This is a genomic window from Methylocystis rosea (assembly GCF_003855495.1).
GTDB classification, from domain to species: domain Bacteria; phylum Pseudomonadota; class Alphaproteobacteria; order Rhizobiales; family Beijerinckiaceae; genus Methylocystis; species Methylocystis rosea_A.
Window position 1 is genome coordinate 2,764,786 of sequence record NZ_CP034086.1, and the last position, 24,476, is coordinate 2,789,261.

Annotated in this window: 21 protein-coding genes; 9 read left to right on the forward strand and 12 right to left on the reverse strand. The window is 62.8% G+C overall.

Going from position 1 to position 24,476, the window contains the following annotated elements; translation table 11 throughout:
* Positions 1-9 precede the first annotated feature (9 nt).
* Both nusA and rimP read right to left on the reverse strand, forming a co-directional pair.
* Complete coding sequence (gene nusA, locus EHO51_RS13390; RefSeq protein ID WP_124739301.1) at positions 10-1,605, reverse strand: transcription termination factor NusA; 1,596 nt, start codon at positions 1,603-1,605, stop codon at positions 10-12.
* A gap of 2 nt (positions 1,606-1,607) precedes the next feature.
* Positions 1,608-2,363 (reverse strand): ribosome maturation factor RimP, encoded by a 756-nt coding sequence (rimP, locus tag EHO51_RS13395; RefSeq protein ID WP_124739302.1) that lies wholly within the window; start codon positions 2,361-2,363, stop codon positions 1,608-1,610.
* Between the two features lie 625 nt (positions 2,364-2,988).
* Here rimP and EHO51_RS13400 point away from each other — a divergent pair.
* Together EHO51_RS13400 and EHO51_RS13405 are read left to right on the forward strand one after the other, a co-directional pair.
* Positions 2,989-4,920 carry a glycosyltransferase family 2 protein gene (locus EHO51_RS13400; RefSeq protein ID WP_164479400.1) on the forward strand — a complete coding sequence of 644 codons (1,932 nt, stop codon included), beginning with the start codon at positions 2,989-2,991 and terminating at the stop codon, positions 4,918-4,920.
* 171 nt (positions 4,921-5,091) lie between these two features.
* Complete coding sequence (locus EHO51_RS13405; RefSeq protein WP_245434598.1) at positions 5,092-6,396, forward strand: hypothetical protein; 1,305 nt, start codon at positions 5,092-5,094, stop codon at positions 6,394-6,396.
* On the opposite strand, the gene EHO51_RS13410 is transcribed toward EHO51_RS13405, so the two are convergent.
* The 3 genes from EHO51_RS13410 to EHO51_RS13420 form a co-directional block, all read right to left on the reverse strand.
* On the reverse strand, positions 6,384-7,463 hold the full coding sequence (locus EHO51_RS13410; protein ID WP_124739304.1) for a hypothetical protein: 1,080 nt from the start codon (positions 7,461-7,463) through the stop codon (positions 6,384-6,386). The two genes, EHO51_RS13405 and EHO51_RS13410, sit on opposite strands and share 13 nt — an antisense overlap.
* A gap of 61 nt (positions 7,464-7,524) precedes the next feature.
* Positions 7,525-8,826 carry a hypothetical protein gene (locus EHO51_RS13415; protein ID WP_124739305.1) on the reverse strand — a complete coding sequence of 434 codons (1,302 nt, stop codon included), beginning with the start codon at positions 8,824-8,826 and terminating at the stop codon, positions 7,525-7,527.
* Positions 8,819-9,472: an ABC transporter ATP-binding protein gene (locus tag EHO51_RS13420; RefSeq protein ID WP_018406178.1), complete on the reverse strand. Its 654-nt coding sequence runs from the start codon at positions 9,470-9,472 to the stop codon at positions 8,819-8,821. The genes EHO51_RS13415 and EHO51_RS13420 overlap by 8 nt, the downstream gene beginning before the upstream one ends.
* A 195-nt stretch (positions 9,473-9,667) precedes the next feature.
* On the opposite strand from EHO51_RS13420, the gene EHO51_RS13425 reads away from it, so the two are divergent.
* Complete coding sequence (locus EHO51_RS13425; RefSeq protein WP_124739306.1) at positions 9,668-12,175, forward strand: rhamnan synthesis F family protein; 2,508 nt, start codon at positions 9,668-9,670, stop codon at positions 12,173-12,175.
* On the opposite strand, the gene rfbA is transcribed toward EHO51_RS13425, so the two are convergent.
* From rfbA to rfbB, 4 genes are read right to left on the reverse strand one after another with little or no spacing between them, the layout of a single operon-like run.
* Positions 12,118-13,005, reverse strand: coding sequence for a glucose-1-phosphate thymidylyltransferase RfbA (gene rfbA, locus EHO51_RS13430; RefSeq protein WP_124739307.1), 888 nt, complete (start codon positions 13,003-13,005; stop codon positions 12,118-12,120). The two genes, EHO51_RS13425 and rfbA, sit on opposite strands and share 58 nt — an antisense overlap.
* An 11-nt stretch (positions 13,006-13,016) precedes the next feature.
* The gene (gene rfbD / locus EHO51_RS13435; protein ID WP_124739308.1) at positions 13,017-13,898 is read right to left on the reverse strand and encodes a dTDP-4-dehydrorhamnose reductase; all 882 of its coding nucleotides are present in this window, start codon (positions 13,896-13,898) and stop codon (positions 13,017-13,019) included.
* 10 nt (positions 13,899-13,908) lie between these two features.
* Positions 13,909-14,460, reverse strand: a complete 552-nt coding sequence (gene rfbC, locus EHO51_RS13440; RefSeq protein WP_124739309.1) for a dTDP-4-dehydrorhamnose 3,5-epimerase — start codon at positions 14,458-14,460, stop codon at positions 13,909-13,911.
* Positions 14,461-14,480: 20 nt separating this feature from the next.
* Positions 14,481-15,557, reverse strand: coding sequence for a dTDP-glucose 4,6-dehydratase (gene rfbB, locus EHO51_RS13445; protein ID WP_124739310.1), 1,077 nt, complete (start codon positions 15,555-15,557; stop codon positions 14,481-14,483).
* 113 nt (positions 15,558-15,670) lie between these two features.
* Here rfbB and EHO51_RS13450 point away from each other — a divergent pair, with 113 nt between their 5' ends.
* Entirely contained in the window at positions 15,671-17,833 is a 2,163-nt protein-coding gene (locus EHO51_RS13450; RefSeq protein ID WP_164479401.1) for a hypothetical protein, read from the forward strand.
* 128 nt (positions 17,834-17,961) lie between these two features.
* On the opposite strand, the gene EHO51_RS21400 is transcribed toward EHO51_RS13450, so the two are convergent.
* Positions 17,962-18,309 (reverse strand): hypothetical protein, encoded by a 348-nt coding sequence (locus EHO51_RS21400; protein ID WP_245434599.1) that lies wholly within the window; start codon positions 18,307-18,309, stop codon positions 17,962-17,964.
* Between the two features lie 9 nt (positions 18,310-18,318).
* Between EHO51_RS21400 and EHO51_RS13455 the strand changes: the two genes are divergently transcribed.
* From EHO51_RS13455 to EHO51_RS13475, 5 genes are all read left to right on the forward strand, one after another.
* Positions 18,319-18,933, forward strand: coding sequence for a diguanylate cyclase (locus tag EHO51_RS13455; protein WP_245434600.1), 615 nt, complete (start codon positions 18,319-18,321; stop codon positions 18,931-18,933).
* A gap of 446 nt (positions 18,934-19,379) precedes the next feature.
* On the forward strand, positions 19,380-19,616 hold the full coding sequence (locus EHO51_RS13460) for a hypothetical protein (RefSeq protein WP_018406186.1): 237 nt from the start codon (positions 19,380-19,382) through the stop codon (positions 19,614-19,616).
* 26 nt (positions 19,617-19,642) lie between these two features.
* Complete coding sequence (locus EHO51_RS13465; RefSeq protein ID WP_124739313.1) at positions 19,643-19,825, forward strand: hypothetical protein; 183 nt, start codon at positions 19,643-19,645, stop codon at positions 19,823-19,825.
* Between the two features lie 73 nt (positions 19,826-19,898).
* Positions 19,899-21,449, forward strand: coding sequence for a CHAD domain-containing protein (locus EHO51_RS13470; RefSeq protein ID WP_124739314.1), 1,551 nt, complete (start codon positions 19,899-19,901; stop codon positions 21,447-21,449).
* A 166-nt stretch (positions 21,450-21,615) separates the two neighbouring features.
* Positions 21,616-22,464, forward strand: coding sequence for a hypothetical protein (locus tag EHO51_RS13475; protein WP_245434601.1), 849 nt, complete (start codon positions 21,616-21,618; stop codon positions 22,462-22,464).
* Between the two features lie 55 nt (positions 22,465-22,519).
* Here the strand turns inward: EHO51_RS13475 and EHO51_RS21255 are convergent, their stop codons facing one another.
* Both EHO51_RS21255 and EHO51_RS13480 read right to left on the reverse strand, forming a co-directional pair.
* Positions 22,520-22,648, reverse strand: coding sequence for a hypothetical protein (locus tag EHO51_RS21255; RefSeq protein ID WP_281024484.1), 129 nt, complete (start codon positions 22,646-22,648; stop codon positions 22,520-22,522).
* A 120-nt stretch (positions 22,649-22,768) separates the two neighbouring features.
* The gene (locus tag EHO51_RS13480) at positions 22,769-24,475 is read right to left on the reverse strand and encodes a bifunctional protein-serine/threonine kinase/phosphatase (protein WP_124739316.1); all 1,707 of its coding nucleotides are present in this window, start codon (positions 24,473-24,475) and stop codon (positions 22,769-22,771) included.
* Between the last annotated feature and the right edge of the window lies 1 nt (position 24,476).

Genomic DNA, 24,476 nt, shown 5'->3' on the forward strand with positions numbered 1-24,476 from the left:
ATCAATCCGCTATTCGCCTTCCGCCTGAGCTTCAGCCTCGACCTCGGCCGGCGCCACCGGCTCCTCGATCCAGCCCACGCGCACCCGCGCGAACATGATCATCGCTTCAGCCTCTTCGCGCGACAGGTCAATGCCCTCGAAATAGCCCTCGTGCTTGACCGTCTCGCCATCCTTCTTCTCGCTCCAGCCGACGAGGTCGTCCGGCACGCAGCCGGCGAAATCCTCCATCGTCTTCACGTCGTTTTCGCCGAGCTTGACCATCATCGCGGTCGTCAGGCCCTCGATCTCGCGCAGGTCGTCGGCGACGCCCAGCGCCTTGCGGCGCTCTTCGTTCTCCGCCTCGATGCGCTCCAGATAGTTCTTGGCGCGGTTCTGGATTTCGGCGGCGGTATCCTCGTCGAAGCCCTCGATCGTCGCGAGTTCGGGAAGTTCGACATAGGCGAGCTCCTCGACCGAGCGGAAGCCCTCGGACGCCAGCAGCCGCCCAACGACCTCGTCAACGTCGATGGCGTTCATGAACGACTTCGTGCGCTCGACGAATTCCTTCTGCCGGCGCTCCGACTCTTCGGCCTCAGTGAGAATATCGATGTCCCAGCCGGTCAGCTGTGAGGCGAGACGCACATTCTGGCCGCGCCGCCCGATCGCGAGCGAAAGCTGATCATCCGGCACCACGACCTCGATGCGTGAACTGTCCTCGTCGAGGACGACCTTGACCACTTCCGCGGGCTGCAGCGCATTGACGATGAAGGTCGCGGCGTCCGCGGACCAGGGAATGATGTCGATGCGCTCGCCCTGCAGCTCGCCGACGACCGCCTGAACGCGGGAGCCGCGCATGCCGACGCAGGCGCCGACCGGATCGATCGAGGAATCGCGCGACACCACAGCGATCTTGGCGCGCGAACCCGGATCACGCGCCACCGACTTCACCTCGATCACGCCGTCATAGATCTCCGGCACTTCCTGCTTGAACAGCTTCGCCATGAATTGCGGATGGGTGCGCGAGAGGAAGATCTGCGGGCCCCGCTGCTCGCGGCGCACATCGTAGACGTAGGCGCGGGCTCGATCGCCCGGGCGAAACATTTCGCGCGGGATCATCTCGTCGCGGCGGATAATGGCTTCGCCGCGGCCAAGGTCGATGACGACATTGCCGTATTCGACGCGCTTGACCACCCCGTTGACGATTTCGCCGATGCGATCCTTGTATTCTTCATACTGGCGGTCGCGCTCGGCCTCGCGCACTTTCTGCACGATGATCTGCTTTGCGGACTGCGCGGCGATGCGGCCGAAGTCGAAAGGCGGCAGCGTCTCCGAGATCCAGTCGCCGGACTGCGCCGCCGGATTGCGCTTGCGCGCTTCGGCGAGCGAAATCTGCGTCGAGTCGTTTTCGACCTCGTCGACGACGAGCAGCAGCCGTGAGAAGCGAACTTCGCCTGTCTTGGCGTTGATCTCGGCGCGCACCTCGGTTTCCTGGCCGTAGCGCGAGCGCGCCGCCTTCTGCAGCGCGTCCTCCATCGACGCGATGACGATCGAACGGTCGATCGACTTTTCGCGCGCGACGGCTTCGGCGATCTGCAAAATCTCAAGTCGGTTGGCGCTGACGGCCATTGTTAGTCTCCCCTCGAACGGCCGGAGGGCTTTGGTTTGCCGCCGGCCTTCTTGAACTGGGTTTGCACGCCGGCCGGAGCCAGCGGTTTTTGCTTCTGCTGCGCGGGACCGCGAAAGCGTCCCGGTCCACGGCGCGGACGCTCCTCCGCGTCCGCCTCCTCCTGCGTCTCTTCAGTCTGTTGGAGCTTTCCGGCCCGCAGCGACTCGCGAATGAGCGACTCGGTCAGCACCAGCCGGCCTTCGTCGAGATCGGCGAGCGGCAGCGACACGGCTTTTTCTTCATCCGAGCGCGCGTCGGTGCGCTCCAGCGCGAGCGTCGCGCCTTGCCCCTCGCCTTCGACGCCGCGAATGATTCCGCGAAAACGCTTGCGTCCGCTCGCCACGGGATGGGTTAGTTCGATCTTCACCTCATGACCGATGGCGCGATGAAAATCCGACAGACGCACCAGCGGACGATCGACGCCGGGAGAAGAAATCTCCAGGCGATATTCGCTGGCGATGAGATCGGCGACGTCGAGTTCGGGCGACAGCGCCTGGCTCGCCGCCTCGCAATCATTAACGGTCATCGTTCCGTCCGGACGCTCCGCCATGATCTGCAGAATGGGTCCGTTCTGCTGCAAGAGCCGCACGCGCACGAGTCGGTAGCCCAACTGCCCCAGCACCGGCTCTACAAGATGCGCGACGCGCGCGGCGACGCCGGTCTCGCTGATGAGACGCGGCTCGTCAAAGGTCGTGCTGGCGGCGGCGTTTTGCGTCAAGCGCTGTCCTTGAAGCTCTCGAACGATCAAAGCAAAAAGAGCGGGTCCCCGGAGGGCCCCACTCTCAATCGGCGATCATCCGAGAATGATCGTTATGAGATGAAGATCGTCCCTATATGGCAGGGGAAGGGCAAAAAATCAAGAAATCTTGAAACCAGCCGCTCAGCCGATCATCGCCCCGAGGGAGGTTAGAGTCCGAGCCGATGTCAATATTCCCGTTCCGGCCGATGAATTCGTTCTTTACTGCTATTTTGACTGGGAGCCCGCATATAAATGCAGTAAACGCGAGAGCCTGCCCTGCCGCATCCAGTGGTTGGCGTCGCGCCGCGTTCCGTCTCGGCTCGACCAATCGCCGCACGAGATGCGTAATAAGGACCCGCGCATTGCGGCCGCTGAATTCACATCAAATTTTGCGAGAATCGCACGAAAGCGCGCGTGTTGACCTCGCGGCGATGCGCCCATAGTTTCCCGCCGGGTCTGACGTAATTCTTTTGTTCCGGTCGTTCGGGCGCGGCCGCCAAATGCGACATTGTGGAGATTATTATCGAAGCGCGTTCGTTTTCCGACGCTGGAATCGTCGCCGACTCTCATGCTTTGCGCGCTTGCGCCACAGGGGGGCGCTGAATTGCCGCCGTCAGACGCCGCGAGCGACCCCATTTCCATGGAGCCCGCGCGCGACGTTCGGCGCGAGCAAGACGGCTTCCTTGCGCTGTCGCAGGAGCCATGGCTGCGCTTTTGCGGCTTGAAGGGATTTCCGCCTGGCCGATTCGTCGAACTTCGCTATGCGGCGAGCGTCTATGACGCGCCGGTGCGGCCGATCCTGCGATTTTGGATTGGCGAGGAATTCAAAGAGCACATTCTGCCATCGCCTTGCGAAGGCGTGGCGCTTTGGATCGGGCGCGTTCCGTGCGAGACGACCGCGGTCTGGATCAGCCCGACCAATCGTTCCGGGGCCTTCAGCTTCCGCATATTGGGCGCGCGGCCGCTGGGCCGCATCGAGGCGCTGCGCAAAGCATCCGCGGCGCCCAAGCGTCTGTTCTTCGCGCTGTCGGCCGATATGGTCGGACTCACCGAGGAAGCGGAGCTCAACTGGCGCTGGGCGCTCGGCGCCGCGCCGATGTCCACTTACCCGTCCTGGCGCGCCGCGCGAACGCGCGAGAGCGACCCCGACTTCGACCGGCCTCGGAGCGAATGGGCAAAGGCGCCGAAAGTCGTCGCGCTGGTCGACGCCCGCGGCGCGTCGCCGCGCGACATTGAAACGACGCGCGAGAGCGTCGCGGCACAAACCTATCCGCACTGCGCCGTCTTTACGAAGACAGACGGGGCGCAGCTCGACGCGCGCGATCTCGTGCTGCCGCTTATCGCCGGAGATCGTCTGGCGCCCGACGCCTGCGCCTGCTTTGTCGAACATTTCGCCCGCCATCCGCAGCACGCCATCGCCTATGCGGATGAAACCGTCGGCGAAGGCGACGCCTTGCGCCCGATCTACAAACCCGGCTGGAGCCCGACGCTTCATCGTTTTGAAAATTATGTCGGCCGCGCCGCCTGCGTTCGCGCAAGCCTCCTGGCGGGCGAATCCGGCTGGATCGAAGCCGGCGCCGACGCACTGATCGACCGGCTGCTGTCACGCGCGGGAAACGACGTCGTCGGCGCGGTGCGCCGGCCATTGTTTCGCCTTGCGCGGGCGGCGAGCGGGCGGCGAACGACGATCGACGCTGTATTCCGCAGTCCGCCGCCTGCGGTGACTGTCGTCATTCCGACGCGCGACCGCATCGATCTGCTCGCGCCCTGCCTCGACAGCCTGCTGCGCAAGAGTCTCTATCCTCAATTCGACGTCATTGTGGTCGACAATGACAGCGTCGAGCCGCGCACGCAGGCGCTGCTGCATGGGCTGCAAGCGCAGGACCCCCGGCTCAAGGTCCTGCGCAAGTCAGGCGCCTTCAATTTCTCCGCCCTGTGCAACGCCGGCGCGGTCGCCGGGCGCGGCGACTACCTGATTTTTCTCAACAACGACACAGAAGTGGTGACGCCGGACTGGATCGAACGGCTGCTCTTTTTTGCGTCGGCGCCGGATGTCGGCGCCGTGGGCGCGAAGTTGCTTTATCCCGGCGGCCGCGTTCAGCACGTCGGCGTCGTGCTCGGCATGGGCGGCGTCGCAGGCCATTTCGGCGCCGGCGTGAACGAAGACGATCGCGGGTGGATGAGCCGAAATGTCTTGCCGCACGACGTCTCGGCGGTGACCGGCGCCTGCATGATGATCGAACGAGACAAATTCGACGCCGTCGGAGGCTTCGATGAAATCAATCTTCCCGTCGAGTTGAACGACGTCGACTTATGCCTGCGATTGGCGGCGCGCGGCTGGCGCACGATCTGCCACACGCAGACGCTTCTAATCCATCGTCAGTCGGCGAGCCGCGGCGGCGGCGCGCTTCGTCTGCAGCGCGTCTACGAGACCGAGCGCCGCGCGTTTTACGAACGCTGGCGCGCCGTCATTCGCGACGATCCGCATTTCCATCCCGGGCTGTCTCTTTACGCCAATAGCGAAGCTTTACCGTGACGTTAGTCGCTTGCGCCGGGGGCCCGACCCGCTTAATTTGCGGCGCGGGAAGACTGTCTGCTCCGCCCGAACGATAGGGCCGCCAGGGACCGACGCCGCGTCAACGCGCTTAGGCGATTCAGCCTCAGTTAACATGCGTAGCGCATGAACAGGTCAGCGACTTGAGGGTAGATGAGCACGCATAGGGCTCCGAGACCGCCTAAACTGTCAGAAGTGATCGCCACCGCGCAGAACGTGGCGCGTTTCTCGTCGACCAAGGCGGTGGAAATTCTCGCGCCGCTGACGACGAAGGACGCCGCGAGCCGCCTGCCGACGCTGATTCGCGAAAGCTTCGAGGGCATGGCGGAAAAACTGGCGACCGCCAGGGCGGACGCGGGCGGCGGGCTGCTCGGACGCAGCTTTATCTTCGCCGTTGTTCTGCCTACTTTTCTGTTCTGGCTTTACGCCTGCTTCTGGCAGTCGGAGCGCTACGTCGCTGAGACCCGGCTGACCGTGCGCGCTCAACATGAAAAAAAGTCGGGGACCGACGCGGCGTCAATGATCACCAAGCTGACGGGCGGGGGCGCCAATACGTCCTCGCAGGACGCCTTCATGGTGCTCAATTACGTAAAAAGCCGCGCCATCGTCGCTGACCTCGGCGGCCGCGACTACATGGAGAAAAAGTTTGCGGGCTCCGGCGTCGACTATTTTTCACGGCTCGGCAGAAACGCCAACGCCGAAGAAGTCTGGAAATATTGGCTGAGTCATATTTCGGCCAGCGTCGACACCCTTTCCGGCATTTTGACCGTGCGCACCGACGCATTCCAACCCAAGGACGCGCTCGACGTCGCGCGCGATATCGTCAGGCTCAGCGAGGAACTCGTCAACAAGATCACCGTGCGCAATCGCACCGACGCATTGAGCCGCGCCGAGCTCGAAGTGACGCTGTCCCGTCAGATGCTCGCCGACGCGCGCGAGAAGACGCTTCAGTTCCGCAACAAGAACGTCATCATCGACCCGGGTTCGCGCGCCACCAGTATTGGCGAACTGTTGGGCAAGCTCACGATGGAGCGCATGGATATCGTCAACGCGCTTTCGACATTTTCTTCGTCGCTCTCCAGCGATGCGCCCAGCCAACGGCTGCAACGCACGCGTCTTGCCGCGATCGACCAGCAGATCGCGGAGCTCAAGAAGAAGCTTACGGACCCGCAGGGCGCCGACGCCGTTTCCTCGCAGATCGCGTCCTATGAGCGCCTGAAGCTCGACGAGCAATTCGCTGAAAGGCTCTACTCGATCGCGCAGACCTCCTACCATCACGCGCGGCAGGAACTTGCAAAACAGCAGCTCTATCTCCTTACGATCGTCGAGCCGACGTTGCCGGAATCTGCGAGTTACCCGAAAGCCGCGGCGAACACCATCCTGCTGTTTTGCGCGCTGGTCGTCGCCTGGGCGGCGATTTCGCTGATCATCGCGAGCATCGACGATCACATGGTTTGAGTGTCCCGCGCGACGACGTCGGCGTCATCGGAGAGCGCGGAAAGGACCGATTCCTCGGCGAAGGAATAGAGCGCCAAATCGGCTTCAAGAAGGTCCGCGACGAGGCTGATGCGCGACAGCCGATCGGCCAGCGCGCTGATCGAAGGATGCACCACCGGTTCATAATCGCCGGTGAGATCGTGACCGAGGATGCCGGCAAGCAGCGCGCTGAAATCACGAAAGCGGCTGCGCACGCCCACGAGCTCCATCGACGCCAGGTTCTCGAGCGCGGCCGGGACGTGACGGCGCTCCGGCGTCTCGCCAGGGATGCAGCCGAACATTCGCGTCATCGGGCTAATGAGCGCCTCACGCTCCTCATCGGTAACATTCCGGAATTTCGCAAGGATGCCTTTCGGATCTTCGAGCGGCAGGTCGCGAACAAAATCGGTCAACGCCGTCAGCCCGGTGAAGAGCAGCGGCAGCATATGCGTCGAATCCGACTTCTGGATCAGGCTGAGGATCACCAGTCGCTGCGCCAGCTCCTCGAAGGGGTCGCTCAACAGCGCCGCTGTAGTGAATTTCGCATTGGAAAGGAAATGCGCGTAACGCGGGAAGCTCGAGCGCCCCGACATGAAGATTGATTTGTTGAAACTGTTGTTAATGAGCACGAGCATGGTCTCGAATGCGTAGCGCTCGGTCGACGGGTAGGTGAGCGTGAACAGATTTCTCGACCGTCCGCCCAATTTCTCGATGGGGCGAATCGAACCGTCGAACAGAAAAAATTTGCGCTCGATGTGCCGTCCCTTCTTGAATCGCCGGTAGATCAGAATTCCGGTGTCGGCTTCGAGCAGTTCGATATCCTCAACGCCCGGCAACCCCTGGATCATCTTGTCGTCGATCAGAAAGCCAACGAGACCGGTGGCGTGAACGCCGAGGTCGCGCACGTCCGGACGCTGAATGGTCGCCGAGATTTCAATGTCTTCTTCTCCCGGTCGGCGGACCAGGATCTTCGGAACGGCGGAAGGATTATCCGGCGCGAGCCAGCCATGAATGGCGGCGCCGTCGTCGGCGTCAATATTGAAAAACACGATCGCTCCATCTCAACGGATAAGCGCCGCCGATCCGCCTTTCGGCCCCGCCGCCGCGCCGCTATTTGGCCATGTGATCGCGGACAAGGAAGGCCACGGCGACGAGCGCGAGCCAGCCGATCGTCGCCGGCGCGACAATAATGCCCCATTCGATCCAGCGCCGGGGATAGAGAGATTTTTCCGCAAGCGTCGGGCGAAGGAAGGAGACGAGATAGGCGCGCTGCGTTTCGAGATCGACTCGGGCGTTTTCAAACATCGATGCGGCGAGCGCGTATCTTTGCCGGGCGAGATCAAGCTCGATCTGATGCATGGAAAGCACGCCGGCACGCTGCGCCAGAGAGCCCTCCCCCCTCTCGCCGCCGCCAGCGATTTGCGTCGAATATTCGTCAATCTGGCTCTTGAGGCTCTGAACCCGCGCAGTGAGCAGGCGCGCTTGAGGCGAGTCCGACGTCGCCGAGTCGCTGTGCAGCGCCAGATCTTCCTGCGTCGCTGAGAGTTCAAGCCGAAGCGTGGTGATGAGCTTGTTGATCGCCTCCGCCGCAGCGGGCGCATCGAGCACGCCCTCGGTATTGCGCGCGTCGCGCATGGAGCCCGTCGCATTCTTCAACTGTTCTTCGGCGCGCGTCAGTTCCGTGCGCGCCTGCGCCAGCGCATCGCGCCTGGAGCGCGTTGACAGTTCGTTAACCAGCCGTTCCGAAAGTTCAGTGACGTTCTGCGCGATGGCGAGCGAATCGCGGGGCGTGAAGGCGCGCACATTGATGGAAATGATGCCAGACATCATGTCGAGGCTCGCGTCGATCCGCCGCTTCCAGTATTTTTCCAACTCCTCAACCGAATCTTCCGGATCGAAACTCGAAAAATAGTCGACTCCGGAACGCGAGAACATGGCGCGCAAGCCGACCTTCCGGTCGAGCGCTTCGATCATCGAGCGGCTGCGGATGAAATTGACGAGAACCTGCGCGTCCTGCATCTGCTGAGAGGCCTGCGAACCCATGGCGCCTCCGCTCAAGAGATCGAGACTCGACGCTTCGCCGGCGCGCAGCGCGAATTTGGTTTCGGTCACATATTGCTTGCTGGCGATCAGCCCCCAATAGATCGAGGCGACGAGGAACGGGGCAATGACGAAGGCGCCGAAGCTGGCGAGGACGCCGAGGCGGAACGCGCGGTCGCCGCGTCGCGCCTGGAAGCCGCCGCCCCCGGCGATGACGCTCGTCGGCGCGCGGGATTTGTTCGCGGCCCTGCGCAGCGCGCGCGAGATCGACTTCGCCTTAAAGCTAGCGTCTTGCGGGCTCAGCGGCCCCCGCTCGGGGTCAGCGAGCGCGACCGTGATCTCCGGTTGCTGGGCGTGAACGGCTTCAGGCATTGAGCTTCTTATAAAGTTCGATCGCGTCGTCGACACTGTTGAAGACGTGCATTCGCCCGCCCGCCAGCACCATGCCGCGATCGCAATATTGCTGAATGGTCGTCATGGCGTGCGACACCATGATAACGTCCGCCGTTCGCCGGCGCTTGGAGAACTCCTCTTGGCACCGCGCAGCGAAGCGCGCGTCGCCAACGGCGGTGACCTCGTCGATGAGATAGCAGTCGAATTCGATCGAGAGCGACAGGCCAAAGGCGAGACGCGCCATCATGCCGGACGAATAGGTGCGAATCGGGGCGTCGATATAGGCGCCAATCTCGGCAAAGTCCTCGACAAAGTCGATAACCTTGCGCGCGTCCTGTCCGTACACGCGCGCGACGAACTTCACGTTTTCGCGTCCGCTGAGCATCGGGTGCAACCCGCCGGAAAACCCCAGCGGCCAGGAGACGCGCGAGGAGCGCACGACCCGGCCGCCGTTGGGCAGCTCGGTGCCTGCCAGGAGGCGCATCAGAGTCGACTTTCCGGCCCCATTGACGCCGAGAATGCCGTAGCTGCGGCCAGCGGCGAAGTCGAGGCTGACATGATCGAGCACGACCTTCCTGTGGCCGTGCGAGCGATAATATTTAAAGACATTGTCAAGCTTGATCATGATTCCCGAGCGGCGGACGGTGGTGTTCCGTCACGTTCCCCCGGCGCAGCCCCAAGCGCGCCGCGGGCCTTGGTTACGCCGAATTTTTGGCTAAGTCATGGCGAGACAAACGTTTTTCGTTTAAGCCGGAGACGGTTGAATTTTCGTAAATTTCCACCGCCCCGAATTGCCCAAGCTCGACTGGAAGGCGCCCGCATGACGGAAAAGAAATCCGAAACCAGGCTGCAATGGGCGCGCCGCCATCTGCGCAACGGCTACATTATCATGAGCACACGCGGCGCCGTGGCGCTTTACGGCGCGGCGATGCGCGAACTGGCGAAGCTGATCGATTCGCCGGTCGGCGTGTTTCTGGCGCCGCGCGATCTTTTGCGGGACGGTCCACGCTTCCTGCGCGAACAGGGGTTGCGCGCCGCCTGCGGCGCCGTATTGCGCCAGATCGCCGCGCAATATGATCCGCCGCTCGGCCGGCGACGCAATCCGATCAACGACCCGCTGCGTCAGGCGGCGATCAGCTATTACTACACTTATGAATTGACCAAGCCGGATGGGGTCGTTCCCTCCCGCCGTCCGGTCAATGAAATGGACTTCGCGCTCGAGACGCCTTTCGCCTTTGACGAGGGCCCGAAGCGCGCGCATTCGATCGTCGCCATCGTCCACGCCTTCTATCCGGACGTGCTGCCGCTTGTCCTCGAAAAGCTGCATAACGTTCCCGGCGCGCTGGATCTTTGCGTCTCGACAGACACTGCGGAAAAGAAACGAGCGGTCGACGAGGTCTGCGCCGACTGGCGCAAGGGCAAGGTTTTGACGCGCGTATGCCCCAATCGCGGGCGCGACATCGCGGCCAAATTCTTCGGATTTCGCGACGTCTACGCGGACTACGAGCTGTTCATTCACCTTCACACCAAGCGCTCGCCCCACGGTGGCGAGGCGCTGGCGCGCTGGCGCGACTATCTCATCGACAATCTTCTCGGGTCAGAGCGTATCGTGCGCTCGATTCTCTCGCTTTTCGACGATCCTCGGCTCGGCGTCGTATTTCCGCAGCATCTTTTCGAACTGCGCGGCATTTTGAATTGGGGCTACGACTACGATCTCGCGCGCAATCTGTTGAAGCGGATGAATATCGAGATCGACAAGAACCTCACGCTCGAATTTCCCTCCGGCTCCATGTTCTGGGGCAGGACCGCTGCGATCCGCCCGCTGCTCGACATCGACATCGACTTCGCTGACTTCCCGCCAGAGAGCGGACAGGTTGACGGCACCCTTGCGCACGCCATCGAACGTTCTCTGCTGATGATTGCTGAATCGCGCGGTTTCGAATGGCTCAAGGTCGCGCAGCGCGATCTCTATCCGATGGGCCATACGCTGCTGCCCGTGCACAGCGTCGACGACCTCGCGGAGCATCGGCTCAAGGTCTTCCAACCCGCGCTCGCATGCGTCGACTCCAATTTTCATCCCTATGCAACCCCGATCGCCGAAACGCGGCCTCTGCTCTCCTATCCCTCGCGCAATGATCGGCCGCGCCTGACGCTTCTGACCCCAACGGTCAATCCGAAGCAGACCTTCGGCGGTATCGCCACCGCGATGAAACTCTTCTCGGCGCTGCTCGCCGAGCTCGGCGACGATTTCGACGCGCGCATCGTGGTGACCGACGCGGATATCGAACCCGAAGCCTATGCGACGCTGTCCGGCTATACGCCGGTTCCCTATGCGGCCAGTCTCGACGCCGAAAGGGCTGCGCTCGTCGACGCCAACGAGCGGGAAGGCGGCAGGCTGAACCTGCGCGCCAATGACTTTTTTTTCGCGACCGCTTGGTGGACCGCGGAATTCGCACTGGCCATGGAGCGCGAGCGGGCCCGCTATTTCGGCGGCGAGCGTCCGTTCATTTACCTCATTCAGGACGACGAGCCGAACTTCTATGGCCGCGGCGCAAAGTCCAGTCTTGCCGAAGCGACCTATCATCACGGCGATCAGACGATCGCGATCGTCAACTCCGAAGAGCTATTCTCGGTCATGACGCAGAAATTTCGGTTCCGTGACGCCTATTATGTTCCCTACGAGCTCAACGAACGCATTGGCGAGCGGCTGACGAATGTCGCGCGAGAGCCGGCGATGCTGGTGTATGGGCGGCCAGCTGTCGCGCGCAACGCCTTTGAGTTGATTTGCGCCGCGCTCGTCATTTGGCAGCAGCGCGATCCGATCCGGGCGAGCCGCTGGAACATCATTTTTCTCGGCGAGGATTTTCCTGACTCGCTTCTCTATCCGGTGCAGAACGCCACCGTCGGCGGGAAGGCCCGGCTCGATGACTACGCCGACCATCTCAGCCGCGCGCTTGTCGGCGTTTCGCTGATGATCTCTCCGCACCCGAGCTACCCGCCGCTCGAAATGGCGGAAGCCGGGCTCGCGACAATCACCAACGCTTTCGCGGGGAAGGATTTGCGCCGCCGGTTCGACAACATCGTTTCGCCCGCGCGGCTCGATCCCGCATCGCTTGCGGATCTGATCGAGGACACTGTCGCGAGAATGGAGCCTTTCGTCGGCGCCATCGTTCCTCGTCAGCGTCCCTCCGCGCCGCCGGCCGATGCGACGCGTCGATTCGATCCCAAAACCCTTGCCGCTGAGCTGCGCCGCGCCGCGGCTTCGCCGCTCTACGCGACCGGCGAGACCTCCCGCTCCATCTCCGCGAGCACCTGCGAGATATATTGACCATAACCGCTTTTGGAGAGTTTTGAGGAGGCGGCGCGCGCCTGCGCGGCGTCGATCCACCCGGAGCGGAAGGCGATCTCTTCGAGGCAGGCGACGCGCTGTCCCTGCCGCTGCTCGATGGCGCGCACATATTCGCTGGCTTCGATCAGCGCCTCGGGCGTGCCGGTGTCGAGCCAGGCGAATCCGCGGCCAAGTCGGGCGACCTGCAGTTCGCCGAGCTCCAGATAGATGCGGTTGAGATCGGTGATCTCCAATTCGCCGCGCGGCGAAGGCTTCAGTTGCGCCGCGAATTCCGGCGCGCGTTCATCGTAGAAATAAAGGCCGGTCACCGCCCAATTCGATCGTGGGCGCGTCGGCTTTTCCTCGATCGAGATCGCGCGGCCGGCGGAATCGAATTCGACGACGCCGTAACGCTCCGGATCGCGCACATGATAGGCGAACACCGCCGCCGAGCTGCGCGACGATTCGCTCAACACTTCCGGTAGGCCATGGCCGTAGAAGATATTGTCGCCAAGGATGAGGACCGAGGGTTCGCCATCGACGAATTCGCCGCCGATGAGATAGGCCTGCGCCAGCCCCTCCGGCCGCGGCTGCACGGCATAAGACAGCGAGAGGCCCCATTGCGCGCCGCTCCCGAGCAGCCGCTTGAAGGAAAGCAGATCCTCCGGCGTGGTGATGATCAGGATCTCACGCACGCCGGCGAGCATCAGCGTGCTGAGCGGGTAATAGATCATCGGCTTGTCGTAGACGGGGAGCAATTGCTTCGACGTGACGAGCGTCATCGGATGCAGCCTTGTGCCGCTTCCTCCGGCGAGAATGATGCCGCGCATGAGAATCCTATTCAGTTTGGAATTAATCGGGCGACGCAGGCGTTGACGGAGTCGCGCCATTTCGGCAGCGCGACGCCGTAGCTGGCTTCAAGCTTGGCGTTGTCGAGCCTTGAATTCGCCGGGCGACGGGCTGGCGTCGGATAGTCTGCGGTGGCGATGCGCTTGACGCGCACGGGCTTACGGCCTTTCGTCTCCGCTGCGGAAAAGATCGCGTCCGCCATGTCCGCCCAGCTGGCTTCGCCCCGCCCGGTCATGTGGAAAACGCCGCGCAGGCGCGGATCGGAATCCTCGACCAGCCTTTCGGCGATGGCGAGCAGCGCGTCGGCGATATCGAGCGCACTTGTCGGATTGCCGATCTGGTCGGCGACGACGCCGATTTCGTCGCGCGTCTCGCCAAGACGCAGCATCGTCTTGACGAAATTCGCTCCAAAAGGGCTGTAAACCCAGGCGGTGCGCAAGATGACGCAGTTCTCGCAGCGCGCCGCGATCTGCCTTTCGCCTTCGAGCTTCGAGCGCCCGTAGGCGCCGGTCGGGCTGGGTTCGTCGTCTTCGCGATAGGGACGATCGAGCGCGCCGTCGAAGACATAGTCGGTCGAAAGATGCAGCAGCGGCACCTTCAGTTCAGCGGCGGTTTCGGCGACGAAGCCCGCGCCCGCGCCATTGACGCGCATCGCCACGTCAGGCTCGCTCTCGGCCTTGTCGACCTGAGTATAGGCGGCGGCGTTGATGATGGCGTCGCAGCGCACGCTGCGCAAAGACGCAAGAACCATGTCGCGGGAGGAGAGATCGAAGCGCGGGCGGCCGAGCGCCAGCATTTCGACGCCTCTCGGCGCACGCTCGATGAGCGAGCTGACGACCTGGCCGGTGAGCCCCGTGACGGCGATGCGCTTCATCTTGCCCACTCTACGCGAAAACTTCCGTCAGATTCCGCAGCCGCGGCCATTTGCGATCCTTGTCCGACAGCACGGCGCTTTCGGCGGCGGCCGGCCACGGGATCCCAATGTCAGGGTCGTCCCAGGCGACGCCGCAATCATGCTGCGGCGAATAGAAATTCGTCACCTTGTAGATGACTTCCGTATCGGGCTCGAGCGTGACGAAACCATGCGCGAAACCGATGGGAATGAACAGCTGACGCCAGTTCTCTTTTGAAAGCTCGACCACGACGTGACGCCCGAACGTCGGCGAAGACTGTCGAAGATCGACCGCAACGTCGAGTATGCGGCCGCTGATCACGCGGACGAGCTTGTCCTGCGCGAAAGGCGCGGTCTGGAAATGCAGACCACGCACCGTCCCGACGTCGCGGGACAATGAGTGATTGTCCTGGACGAAGTCGAAATTCAATCCGGCGTTCGCCCAGGTCTTTTCATTATGCGTTTCGCAAAAGAAGCCGCGCTCGTCGCCAAATTTTCTAGGCGTGACGAGCTTCAGCCCCGAAAGCTCGAGATCTTCAAACAAACAGCCCCCCCTGTCGCGCGTCAGGCGACGGCTTCTTCATCTTGCTCGGTAAGCACGCCGAGGCGCTCGCCGCGATATGTGCCCGAACGGATCGCTTGCCACCACTCCGAATTATCAAGATACCAGCGAACAGTTTTGCGAAGACCAGTCTCAAACCGCTCGGCCGGCCGCCATCCGAGATCGCGCTCGATCTTCGAGGCGTCGATGGCGTAGCGCAGATCATGTCCCGGCCGGTCGGCGACAAAAGCGATGAGATCGCGATGCGATCCGGCGCGCCGCGGACGAAATTCGTCCATCAGTTCGCAGATGGCTTCAACCACGTCGATATTGCGCCATTCATTGCGGCCGCCGACGTTATAGGACTCGCCGACGTCGCCTTCCCGCGCCACGCGCATCAGCGCCGAGGCGTGATCCTCGACATAAAGCCAGTCGCGCACATTCTCGCCGCGGCCATAAACCGGCAGCGGCTTCTCCTCGATCGCATTGATGATGGTGAGCGGAATGAGCTTCTCCGGGAAATGATAGGGACCGTAATTATTGGAGCAATTGGTGACGATGGTCGGAAGACCATATGTGTGGCGCCAGGCGCGCACAAGATGATCCGACCCCGCCTTCGACGCCGAATAGGGCGACGTCGGCGCATAGGGCGTGTCTTCGCAGAAGAGGCCTTCCGCGCCGAGGGCCCCGAACACCTCATCGGTGGAGATATGCAGGAAGCGGAAGGCGCCCGCGCGGGCGCGATCGAGCCGTCGCCAATAGTCCAGCGCCGCCCGCAGCATCACGAAAGTGCCGACGACATTGGTTTCAACGAAGGCGGCCGGCCCGTCGATCGAGCGATCGACATGGCTTTCGGCGGCAAGATGCATGACCACGTCGGGCTGAAAATCCTCGAACGCGCGCGCGACGGCCACCGCGTCGCAGATATCGGCTTGGAGGAAGGAGAAACGCGGACTGTCGGCGATGGGCCGCAGCGAGGCGAGATTTCCCGCATAGGTGAGCTTGTCGAGAACGAGAATCTGATCGACGCTCTTGCCGATGACGGCGCGCGCAACGGCCGAGCCGATGAACCCCGCGCCCCCGGTGATCAATAATTTCATCAAAGCCCCGCTTTTATCTATCGCTCCGCCCTGAAATCGCGCCTTCACGCCCGCGCAGGTGAGCTTTATTTGCGAAGGCGGCGGTCGGCGCTTAAGGCGTTTACGCGGACTATGTGGCGGAACAACGTCATGGTGTTGCACGAGAATTTGGCGCGGCGGCGAGCGCGACGGCGCAGAATTGCGCGATTGCGGCGCGCGCGGATATGCTCCTGGCGACTTCAGCTTCGCATGGCGACGGCGCCATGCCTCACGCTCGGGCGCGGCCGTCAATGTGGAGAGAGCAGTTCGACTATTACTGGGATGGGCGGCGCCGGCTGGCCATCGGCTGGTTCGAAGGCGCCGAACGCGCCGCAGTCCGGCCGGAACTAACGGTCGTCTCTGCGCGCGACGAGCGCTTTACGAACGCGCCCACGCTCGTCGACGTCATCGGCGCCGCGCGCTGGCGCGCCCGCATCATTATCGTTGATGTGCCGCCTGAGCATCGATTCGTCCGACTGACCGCCGCCGACGGCGCCGAACTCATCCTGGCGCTATCCACGGAGCGCGAACTGCCGCAGGGCGGCGACTGGCGTCTGCTCCTGACCTTGCTGCCGGACGCCGGCGGCGCCGACCCCGTCGCCTTTCGGCTGGCGGCGTTTCCGGCGCGCGGCGACGTCGAACGGCTGTCGCGCGAGCAGACCGCGGCGGCCGGCGCGCGATTGGTATGGGCGATCGGCCAGCGCCGGGTCGTCGAACGCGCCGACAACGCCGTCGTCATCCGCCTCGCCCCGGCGCGCCGCATCTTCCCGGCCTATCAGAGCCGACTCGTCCTGGAGGCGGCGCCGTTCGAATCGTCGGCGGCCGCCGACGCGCGCGAGGCGCCCTTCGCCATCATGGAGCATTGGCTGCGCGAACCCGGCGCCCCGCGCATTATTCTTCGCCTGCGAATTCCCGATTCGATCGAAGAGAGTGCCACGCTGCTCGGCCGATGCAGCGTCGCGCTGGCGATGAACCAGCGCCGGCGACTGAAAGGCTGGACGCTCGAGCAGCGATCGGCGGGAGAACCCGCCGTGGATCCGCTCACCTTCGACGACCTGCGGCAGGCGACGGGCGATCCGCATGAACATCCCGACGCGGCGGAAACGGCGGAGCCGGTCGTCGTCGGCAATCTTTTGGCGCTGCTTGTCGATCCTGAAGAGGCGGAGGTCGACGGAATCGCCTTGCGTCGCAGTCGCGAGAAGGCCGCCCCCGGGATGGGCGAAACCGCGGACATTGAATTTTATGGCGCGGCCCTTGGCGATGACGTTGGCCTCGTTTGCCCGGCGGCAGGGCCCGGCGATCTCGGCATCGCGCCGGTCGATCCCGGCGGCCCCGCCTTCGCGCGGCTTTTTCGAGTCGAAGGCGATGGACTGGCGCCGCGCCGCGCGACGGACGACGAGGGACTTCTTGACGATCTCATGCGCCGCGCCGCCGACGCCGCGCGCGCCGGGACCGGCGCGGCGGCCCGCGCCGTGGCCGAACGCGCCGCCGGTCTGAAAGGCCGGCGCGACAAGTTTGTCGCTTCGCTGAACGGCGCTCTGGCGCGCGCGGAAGTCGCTGCGCGTTTTGAGCCGCCGGGCCTGTGGGATGCGCTCGAGCCCTTGGCGCAAGCGAGCTTCGCAGCGCTCGTCGTCGGCGAGACGGGGCCGGCCCGCGCGCGCTTGCAGCAACTCGGCGGCTATGGCGCCTTTTGCGCCGATCCCGCGCTTTCGGCGGGGATTGCGGAGGGCGGCGAATTTGCGCAGTCCGCCCGCCTTTCCGCCGAAGCCGCCCCAGCGCGCAGCGCGCCTTCTCTGCTTGCCCGCTATCTCGACGCCTGCGGCGCCCAAGGCATGGCGCCGGCTGGGGTTGACGCCACGCAAGAAGCGCGGCTGATGCGCGCGCTCTTGAAGGAGCCGGATGTGGCCGCGTTACGCGAGGCGCGGGTCGCTTTGGCGATCGACGACGGCGTCCGGCGTGAAGCGGCGAAGGCGGCGCGACTCATCGTCGACGCCGCCGCGGTCGAGCGGGCGCGCGCGCATTTCACGGAAGCTGGCGCGATGGACGCCGCCGACATGCTCGACGCCTATCTTGACTTACGGCGGGCTGGCGGCTGGGCGCCGCCGCACGAAGCGCCGACTCTCGCCGCGCTCGTCGCGCGCGCCGGCGTCGAACTCGACGCCGCCCGGCTCGAAGCCGAAAGCCTCGCGCAGGCGCCGCCGGCTCAGGAGCGGTCGAAGGGATTGTTTGCCGCGATGCGCGGCTTGTTTGGACGCTGATGGCCACGCCCGCGCGGCCTGCGGCTGTTCGCCTGAACAGGCGCTGGAGACCGCTGTCTACGTTCTCTCGTCAGAGCCGCCGAATCAATTCGCCTCCCCGCTCGTTGCAAAGCCGCGAAAGCGACAGGTCACTTCTCAAGAATGTGACACTGAAATGCAATATTCTGTCTCGGAACAAATGGCGCAAGAAACGCTGAAAACTTCGGTGCCCCATGCCCTTTTCGAAATTGAGCCGCGAACAAAAGCGGACGACCCTGAATGAGCTCCGGCAGGCGCTGTTTCAGCACGAACTCTGGTACGAGAATTTCAACAGAACGATCATTTGCGATCAGGTTCCCGACGAGCGGGACTTCCGAGAAGATGCGAACCACAGGTGGCCGCTCGGACAATGGCTGCATGGCGCTGGCGCCGGTCGTCTGGGTTCGCACCCAAGTTTTTCCCAGATTTTGCTCGCGCATGAGCTTATGCACCGGCACGCGGCAATCATGCTGCGAACCGCGTCGGAGCACCGGTCGATTCCTCTCGACGACTATGAATTATTCCTGTCGGCCCTGAAGCAGGTTCGCGCCCAATTAGTGACCATCAAGCACGAACTCGAGGATGCGCTTCGTAATCGTGATCCGTTGACAGGCGCGGGGAACCATATCGCGATGTTGACGGCGTTGAGCGAGCGGCAGGCTCTCGCGCCGAGACCCACATGTCTCGCGATGATGGACCTGGATCACTTCAGGGAGGTGAACGACACATACGGCCACACGCTCGGCGATGAATTTCTCGTGCAATACGCAGAATTCGTGATGTCCCACTTGCGGCCCCATGATGAGTTTTTTCGCTTTGGAGGCGAAAAGTTCCTCTACTGCGCCGCGGATGCGGACCTGGATCAGGGTCGCGCGATCGCAGAGCAGTTGCGAAAGGGCTTGTCGGACAGGGAATTCTTCGTCGAAGGCTATTTGCCGCTCACGGTAACGGCTTCCTTCGGGCTTACGCTCCTCGACCCATCCGTTCCCGTCGAGCAATCGATCGAGCGCGCCGACCAGGCGTTGCACGCCGCCAAAGCCGCAGGTCGCGATCGGATCGCGAATTGGCAGGCGCCAAACTAAGGCCAATTCAAAAAGGGACGACCTCGCGCGCGCCGCTGGCGGCGCCCGACTCGCACGGCGGCAATTGATCCCGCGGCGCGCCAGTTGGCGAACGGTGGAACTCGCCTGTCACGAGAGCGTAACCGACAGGCCATAGGGATGCGGCTTTCAAAACCCGGACATTTTCGTCCCCGCCGGCGCCGAGTCGGCGGGGTTATTTGCTGCGCTGAGAGAGCGTTACGAATAGGCGCGTTGCTACCAACCAAAGCTGAAAAATCCTCTTGGTCGTGGAGGGCGTCTCCTGCTCAAACGGCTCAAAACCTGGGCGTCAGGCGACGCTTGCCGGAACGCTCGCGTATTTATAGGTGGAGCCTACATGCTATCCAGGAACTCCGTTCAACCCGACGTTGTCACCAATGTTTCGGTGACAAGGGAAGGGTATTTCGACAAACTTGGTCCTGCGACGAATGTTTAGCGCTGAACGCCGTTCAATTGCGGCGCGGTTTGTTCGCCGCGCCACCGAAGGGTTTCGCGGCGAGAAGCTGGTCGCTCAACTATGTGAAGATTGTCCCGAGGCGACAATACGAGATTTGACGGCAGGCGCTTTTATTGCGGTCACCCGACAACAAGAGGACCAAGCTGCGGTTCTCGCCATTTATGACGTTGCCATTCTGCTTCGTAAGGCGAATAAGTTGGGTGTGTGATCAATCGTCCGGTTCAAGAGGATGGCATGACAGATCCCGAGAAAACCGAAGCGGAAATTTTGCAGCAGTGGATTGAGGCTGTCGGCGGCGGCATCTCTCTTGGAGAGAGCCAGTTGAAATCTGTAGAGGTGTCAAAAAGGGGCGATAAGCTGACGATCGTGCTGAAGAAAAAGAAGCAGAGAAAAGGGTCCGACCAAACACAGCCATAGTCGCTCCGGACCGACCCCGCCGAGGCAGCGCCGACCGAGCGCTACGCGCGCTACAAAATGATATATTCGTCACATGAGCGAGATCGAGCTAAAACTCTTGCTGGACAAGGAGATGTCGAGTGAGATTTGGGCGCGCCTGAAGGCGTCGAAGCTGGCTCACGGCGCCCCTGTAACGAGAACGCTCAGAAGCATTTATCTCGATACGCCCGAGCATGCACTGAACAAGGCGGGAATTGCGCTGAGGCTCAGGCGCGATGGGCGGCGGTGGATTCAGGGCGTAAAAACCAGGGCGACGTTGCATGGCGGCCTATCGCAGGTCGGCGAGCTAGAAAACCCGGCGCCTGGCGGACGGCTGTGTCTCGATGCAATTTCGGATTCATCGATTCGTGAGGAGATCCTTGACCGCGTCAACGGCGCTCCGCTTCAGCCCGTTTGCGAGACCGTGATCACGCGCAGGACGAGCGAGTTGATGCTTGCCGACGGCACGCGCGCGGAGCTCGCGCTCGACATTGGCGAAGTTCGGGCCGGCGAACGCTCTGCTGAACTCTCCGAGTTGGAAATCGAACTCCTCGCCGGCAACGCGAGCGGACTGTTCGACATTGCGCTCATCCTGGTTCCCGATGGCGGGTTGCAGTTCTCCCGTCTTTCCAAGGCCGCGCGCGGTTTTTTGTTAGCCCAGGAGGGACGGATCGATTCGCCGCTTGCGCCCCGCAATGCGCAGAACCTTGCGCTTGACCCGGCGCAAACCGCCGAGCAAGCGGCCCGTGACGTCTTGCGCGAATGCCTCGATCAGATCGCCACGAATGTGCTCGTCGTTCGCCAGCTGGACGACGACGAGGGGCCTCACCAGCTGCGGGTTGGTCTGCGGCGGTTGCGCAGCGCATTTTCGGTCTATGCCCCCGTGCTGCGAAGCCCCGAGATGAAGCGGCTTGACGCCGAGGCGCGCTGGCTCGGACAGGAAGTCGGGAGCCTGAGGGATCTCGATGTGGTGGCGAACGACATGGCGCGGCGCGAAGCCGCAACTCATCCCGACGAGCCCGGACTTTCGGCGCTCGCCGATGTGGTCTCGCGGCAGGCGAAAGAACGGCGTGAGCAGCTGCGCAAGCTTCTTGTCGGCGCGCGCGTGCAGGCGTTCCTCATCGATCATGCGCGATTCGTGGAGACGCGTGGTTGGCTTGTGCCTCAGGATTTTGTCCAGACCGAGCGGCTGGCGGCGCCGATTACAACGCTCGCGCGCGCGTCTCTCAACAAACGCTGGAAGAAGACCGCTAAGCATGCCCAGGGACTTGAGACGCTGACAGTGGAGCAGCGCCACGAGTTGCGCAAGGAGCTCAAAAAGCTGCGCTATGCCGTCGAGTTCTTTTGCTCCTTATTTCCGGCGAAACGAATCGATCCTTTCTTGAAGCGTCTTAAGAAGCTGCAGACCGTGTTTGGCGATCTCAACGACGCCGCGACGATGAAAGCCATGTTCACGGGAACGGATGTTCCCGGCGCCGACGCTCCCTCGATACAGCGCGCCATCGGCTGGATGATCGGGGCGAGTCAGGCGCGCGCCGAATTGGGCTGGACCGGCGCCAAGGCGCTCTGGAGAGATCTCGAGCAGACCCGCCCGTTCTGGAAATGACGACGTCGCAATCGCCGCGCCATTGGGCGTTTCCTCGATAATTTTTGGACTGCCGTTGGCGCCATGTTACATGGCCCCGCGAAGTGGTTGGACGCTGAGATTGCGGCGCGCGATGCGATGAGCGCTGTCTTGTTGATCGATGTCGGATATTGGGAGACTGAAATCTATGCAGAGCGATCCTTTCAGCGAAATTAACGCCACCTTCCGAATGCTCTATGGCGCAAATCGCGACGAGGTGTTCGCATCAACGCCGGTCTCCGCGATTACATTGATCGGGACCGGCGAAATCTGGCGCATCGAGCATGGAGCGGTCGTAAAATCCTATCCGCCAACGCCGTGGCTTTCGCAGACCAAGTCGCTGATGCATGCTGTCATCGGCGTCCAGGGAACCTGGGCGCGCCTGGTGCGCGGGAAGGACCTCGAATCCGCACGGCTTGCGGCTGTTCGCCTGAATAAGGCGCTGGAGGACGCCGTGTCGCGTCTGTCGCGTGAACTGCCCGCCGAACTCGTGTCCCCCGCGCAAATCGTTCTCGGTCAGCTGCTTCAGCTCTCAGTCAACTGGGCCGCGGGTCAGATGGCGACGCCGGCGGAGCTCCCGGAAGCTCTCGAAAAGGTTCAGGTCGAACTTGAAAAGATCATCACCGCGGTGGGAGAAGCGGTCTACGCCTCAATCGTCAGAGGCTTGCACGGCTTCATCGACGAGACCGACCCTGCCGTTTGGGAGACCTGTCTCGTCTGCGTTTGCGGCGTGGCATTTGGACGCCGCGACAATATTGAAATCGCAGCCGCCATGTCGTTGATGGGCGAAGAGTCGGTCGGAACGCGGCTGCTCTATCTGGAGAATGCGCATGATTTGCCTCAAGCCATGGCATGTTTGGCGGCGGCTCTCGCCGATAGGGATCTCGGAGAAGGCGTTTTCAACGATCCCTACCGCATGTGGCGCGATATTCTAGGCGACGTCGCCGCCCGCCATGTCGGCAAAGGTTTCTTCCCCACGCTCGGCCGCGATCGATGACCACTGCGTTCCGAGCGTCAGCTTAGAGACGCCGCCGCGGTGCGTCTGCAAAGCGTTAGAAGAGGCCCGCGTTATAGGCGGCGACGTGGCTGAATTCGCCAAGCGCCATGGCGATGTTGAGCGCTTCGGCGGCCAGTGCGATGGCGACGATTCCGAAAATTCCTGTCGTGATCATCGGTCCCATGACGTTCTCCTTTCTGCGTTGATCAGAAGTTAAGGAGAGACGCGCGATGGGGCTGTGCGCAAACGCACAAGCCCTGAACGCCGGAAATCGCTTGGCTCAAGGAAATTCCCTACGCCGCTGCTAGCGATGGAAAAGCGCGACCGCCAGGAAGAGCGCCAGCAGCAAACAGAGCGTTTGCCAGAAGATGAGGGGATTGCGTTCGTAGAGAGGCTTTTTGCGCAACGTCAACGGTTGCCCCCGCGCCGCGCCGTTTTCAAGCTCGAAGGCGAACTCCAGCACATCGCCGAAACGATCTTCGCGCGCGACGGCGATCGCTTTGACGATGGCGGCGTCAAGCCAGGCCGGGAGGTCGGCTCGCTTGAGGGAAAGCGGAAGCGGCTTTGTGAATCGCGGTCTGCTGAACGGCTCGATCTCGCCGTAGGGGTAACAACGGCCGAACATACGGTAGACGGTGACCCCGAAAGCATAAAGATCCGACGCTTCGTCGCCGGCGGCGCCGTCGAAAAGCTCGGGCGCCATATAGCTCGGCGTGCCGGGCGCATGCGCTTCCGGCAAATTCTCGAGGTTCGGCGCGCGGCAAACGCCGAGATCGACGAGCCGCAGCCCGCCATCCTTGAGCAAAATGACGTTGTCCGGTTTGATGTCGCGGTGGATGACGCCGCAGCGGTGGAGGGTCGCGATCGCGCGCGACAAACGCGTCGCGATCGAAACGCCTTCGGCAAGATCGATGCGCGGTTCGCGCCGCAGGCGCCCCTCCAGCGTCTCGCCATCGTAATATGGCATCACCGAATACAGTCGGCTTTGTCTGCCCAGGAGCAGTTCGACGACTTCGCCGATGAACGGACTTCTCACCCGCGCCGCAACCCAGGCTTCATTGACGAAGGCGAGACGGTAGGCGGCGTCATCGGCGACGCGCGGATGCGGAAATTTCAAAACGACCGCTTTTCCGTTCTGCGTATCCGTCGCCCGCATCAGCCGACTGTAGCGCCCTTCAGAAAGAAGGTTGTCAATTCGAAACTGGTCGACAAAATCTCCGATCGCCGGCAACTCGCGAATCGGCAAAGCTGCAAAGGCGCGCGACAAGGCGCGTTCGTCGGCCGGCGGCACATCGACGACGTCAACGACAAGCGCAGTGACATTGTCGTGGCTGCCCGCCTCGAGCGCCGTCTGAACGATCCTCTCCGACGTTTCCTGCGGCCCGCCCCTTTCGGCGAGCAGCGCACGCAGCTTTTCGTCTGGCAACACGCCATGTACGCCGTCCGAACACAGCAGAAATCGATCATGGACATTGAGACTATGCATTCCTTGGTCAAACAAGAGCGCATCGTCGAAGCCGACAGCGCGAAGGAGCGCATGGGCGAAATCGCCGCGACCGATAGTGTGATCTTTCGTCAGTCGTTCGAGGCTGGCGCCGGCGAGTCGGTAGACGCGCGTATCGCCGACGTGAAGGATAAAGGCGTTTCGGCGCGACAGGATCAGCGCGCTGAACGTCGTCGCCATGCCTTCCAACGAAGGATCGACTCTCGACTGAGCCGCGATCCAACTGTTGGCCGCTTCAAGTGAACGGGCGGCGGCGCGACTGACGCCCAAAGTCTCCGGCTGCGCATAGTAGCCGTCGATGAAGGCGCGCACAGCGGTCTCAGCCGCCGCGCGTCCGCCCTTGTGGCCGCCGACGCCATCGGCGACGGCGGCGACGACGCCCTGCAAGGCGCCGGCGCCGCCTGAACCCAGGCAAAATGCGACATAGTCCTGATTGTCGGGCCGTCGGCCTTTTTGCGTCGCAAAGCCCGCTTCGATTCGAAGATCATGAACGACGCGGACCGACACG

What these genes read in the sequence shown, in the direction of transcription:
- nusA (WP_124739301.1), bottom strand. Translation starts at nt 1,605, where the DNA reads ATGGCCGTCAGCGCCAACCGACTTGAGATTTTGCAGATCGCCGAAGCC.
- EHO51_RS13405 (WP_245434598.1), top strand. Translation starts at nt 5,092, where the DNA reads ATGAGCACGCATAGGGCTCCGAGACCGCCTAAACTGTCAGAAGTGATC.
- EHO51_RS13415 (WP_124739305.1), bottom strand. Translation starts at nt 8,826, where the DNA reads ATGCCTGAAGCCGTTCACGCCCAGCAACCGGAGATCACGGTCGCGCTC.
- EHO51_RS13420 (WP_018406178.1), bottom strand. Translation starts at nt 9,472, where the DNA reads ATGATCAAGCTTGACAATGTCTTTAAATATTATCGCTCGCACGGCCAC.
- EHO51_RS13425 (WP_124739306.1), top strand. Translation starts at nt 9,668, where the DNA reads ATGACGGAAAAGAAATCCGAAACCAGGCTGCAATGGGCGCGCCGCCAT.
- rfbA (WP_124739307.1), bottom strand. Translation starts at nt 13,005, where the DNA reads ATGCGCGGCATCATTCTCGCCGGAGGAAGCGGCACAAGGCTGCATCCG.
- rfbD (WP_124739308.1), bottom strand. Translation starts at nt 13,898, where the DNA reads ATGAAGCGCATCGCCGTCACGGGGCTCACCGGCCAGGTCGTCAGCTCG.
- rfbB (WP_124739310.1), bottom strand. Translation starts at nt 15,557, where the DNA reads ATGAAATTATTGATCACCGGGGGCGCGGGGTTCATCGGCTCGGCCGTT.
- EHO51_RS13455 (WP_245434600.1), top strand. Translation starts at nt 18,319, where the DNA reads ATGCTGCGAACCGCGTCGGAGCACCGGTCGATTCCTCTCGACGACTAT.
- EHO51_RS13460 (WP_018406186.1), top strand. Translation starts at nt 19,380, where the DNA reads ATGTTTAGCGCTGAACGCCGTTCAATTGCGGCGCGGTTTGTTCGCCGC.
- EHO51_RS13465 (WP_124739313.1), top strand. Translation starts at nt 19,643, where the DNA reads ATGACAGATCCCGAGAAAACCGAAGCGGAAATTTTGCAGCAGTGGATT.
- EHO51_RS13470 (WP_124739314.1), top strand. Translation starts at nt 19,899, where the DNA reads ATGAGCGAGATCGAGCTAAAACTCTTGCTGGACAAGGAGATGTCGAGT.
- EHO51_RS13475 (WP_245434601.1), top strand. Translation starts at nt 21,616, where the DNA reads ATGCAGAGCGATCCTTTCAGCGAAATTAACGCCACCTTCCGAATGCTC.
- EHO51_RS21255 (WP_281024484.1), bottom strand. Translation starts at nt 22,648, where the DNA reads ATGGGACCGATGATCACGACAGGAATTTTCGGAATCGTCGCCATCGCA.